This window comes from Bacillus sp. AFS002410 (assembly GCF_002556365.1).
GTDB lineage: Bacteria > Bacillota > Bacilli > Bacillales > Bacillaceae_G > Gottfriedia.
This window is the reverse complement of record NZ_NUEU01000052.1, coordinates 1-2026: the sequence shown is the minus strand read 5'-3', so window position 1 is coordinate 2026 and position 2026 is coordinate 1. Positions and strand designations below refer to the sequence as shown.

The following is a 2026-nucleotide window of genomic DNA, read 5'->3' as shown; positions in this document are numbered from 1 at the left end:
CGTAGAAATTCCTAAGGATTACGAAGAGATTTTTAATGGAGAACCACAACTAGGGAATGAAAGTAAGTATTTCTATAAGAGGAAGTGAATTCGATGGAAACATGTCTTTATCCAGGTTGCGGATATAAAGCTGATTTCATATCAAAAGCCCATTGTCGTTCGGTGCATGAGATGGAACGGGAAGAAATCGAAAAGAAATATGGGAAAAGCATAGGGGTTAAAAAACGCTCGAAAATGAGCTTGCAAAAGTGGGTACCAACACAAAAACAGATAGATCGTGCTGCAGGATTTGGTATAGGTGAAAACACTCTTCGAGCTCGAGGGAAATTAGGTTGGGATGTTGAATCGGCAATTATTACTCCAATCTATTCTCCAGAAGAAGTCGCTCAAAATGGTGTTGGGAAATTTGAATTTAATATCAATAAGGGGGCTAAGAAATGAAAAGACAATACAAGCCAAATAACAAAGTTAAGCACTTTGAGAATAAAGCTAAAAGATACTTGGCAATCGGTAAATGGCATGAAAGTAGATATGAAAATGCGGTAATAGATATCCAGTATTGGGCAGAAGGATTTTGGAAAGAAAAACGTAAAAATGACGAAACACAAGAGCGATTAGATAAAAAAAGTAACGATCATGATGCTCTTTACAGTCAATTTCACGGGTTAAGAAACGAATACTTTGAGCAAAACGATGAGTTGCGTAGGATCACTCTAGAAAATGAATGGTTAGACAAACGTTTTAATTTACTGGCTGAAGTGGAACATAAGCAAATTAAAGAAATTATTGAGTTGAAAAGTAAGTTGGGTATGAGAAACAAGCAATTTATTATAGTCGGTGTTTGCTACGGAATTTATGTTGCGTTTGATATTATCAGCAATTTTATATGAGGAGGGTGTCCAATGAGAGAGATTAAATTTCGTGCATGGAATAAAGAACTAAATAAAATGGATGAATGCTTTTATCCAATTTTTGATGGATTAAAGAATGTTAGAATGATTGGTTTTCAAGATGAACTCGACCATGACCAGTTAATTGAAGATGGGGCTGTTATTATGCAATTTATTGGTCTGAAAGATAAAAACGATAAAGAAATTTATGAAGGAGATATTGTTAACTTTGAAGATTCTTATATGACTGAAAATCCAATTCAAAAAGGTTTTGTAAGTTTCGATAATGCGTCATTTTTAATCGACTCTGAGTACTGTAAACATTATCGTTGGAGAGATTATATCTGCGAAGTAATAGGTAACATTTACGAACATCCTCATTTGTTGGAGGTGCAGAATGAAAATGAATGAGACGGTTTTCAAAAGATTATTCATTCTTAATATGTCTAAACAAGCTATTGAAAAGAAATTCGCACAAGTTAATATCAAAATTAAAAATCAATCAGATAAATTATTCCTAATGGATGACAATAATAGCACTGTAAGAAGAAGAGCGGCAGCAAGAGCATCATTAAGTACACTCTGTGAAGAAAGAGATCGATGGCAATGCAGATTGGATGAAATAGCTAAGTGGATGGACGAGATTCGAAATGACTGAGATGGATTAATTCGAATGTTTATTTTTACGATGTATAAACATATCCGTTACAAAAGCTAGTAACTGAAAAATAATACCGAAAACACCTATTTGTATATTTTTATTTAAATACCCTAAAAGGTAGCAAATAAAAGCAATGGGTAAGAACATGTATGATATATAACGTTTCATTTTAATCACCTAAGTATTAGAAATTATTTTAAAATGGGCCATTCATTCTACCTGGATGCTGGAGATGGGTAGAGCTGGCCCACATTAGAGTGGGTTCATAGGATGAATGGTTTTTACCCACTATTAGAGTATTAACAATGATTGAAAAAGTTATACGTTTAATATGGAGGTAAATAAATGATTATTCAAATTGAAAATCCAATCTATGAAATTACTAAATTACTTCATGGAGATGATGATGAAAGTATTTAGAGGATGTTTCTATATGTCATTTGTTGCTATTCCATTTTGGCTTATCGTTTTGTGG

General features: G+C 33.2%; 4 protein-coding genes. All 4 read left to right on the top strand.

What is annotated here, in order from left to right; all coding sequences use genetic code 11:
• Nucleotides 1-93: 93 nt before the first annotated feature.
• From CN692_RS19140 to CN692_RS19125, 4 genes are read left to right on the top strand one after another with little or no spacing between them, the layout of a single operon-like run.
• On the top strand, nt 94-441 hold the full coding sequence (locus CN692_RS19140) for a hypothetical protein (protein WP_098120742.1): 348 nt from the start codon (nt 94-96) through the stop codon (nt 439-441).
• A complete protein-coding gene (locus CN692_RS19135; RefSeq protein WP_098120741.1) occupies nt 438-890 on the top strand; it encodes a hypothetical protein in 453 nt (150 codons plus the stop codon). Before CN692_RS19140 ends, CN692_RS19135 begins: the two co-directional genes overlap by 4 nt.
• Before the next feature lie 12 nt (nt 891-902).
• Entirely contained in the window at nt 903-1301 is a 399-nt protein-coding gene (locus CN692_RS19130; RefSeq protein ID WP_098120740.1) for a YopX family protein, read from the top strand.
• Nucleotides 1288-1548, top strand: coding sequence for a hypothetical protein (locus tag CN692_RS19125; protein ID WP_098120739.1), 261 nt, complete (start codon nt 1288-1290; stop codon nt 1546-1548). Before CN692_RS19130 ends, CN692_RS19125 begins: the two co-directional genes overlap by 14 nt.
• Nucleotides 1549-2026 lie beyond the last annotated feature (478 nt).

Bases quoted from the DNA above. Each gene is read 5' to 3' on its own strand.
- CN692_RS19135 (WP_098120741.1), top strand. From the start codon at position 438: ATGAAAAGACAATACAAGCCAAATAACAAAGTTAAGCACTTTGAGAAT.
- CN692_RS19140 (WP_098120742.1), top strand. From the start codon at position 94: ATGGAAACATGTCTTTATCCAGGTTGCGGATATAAAGCTGATTTCATA.
- CN692_RS19130 (WP_098120740.1), top strand. From the start codon at position 903: ATGAGAGAGATTAAATTTCGTGCATGGAATAAAGAACTAAATAAAATG.
- CN692_RS19125 (WP_098120739.1), top strand. From the start codon at position 1,288: ATGAAAATGAATGAGACGGTTTTCAAAAGATTATTCATTCTTAATATG.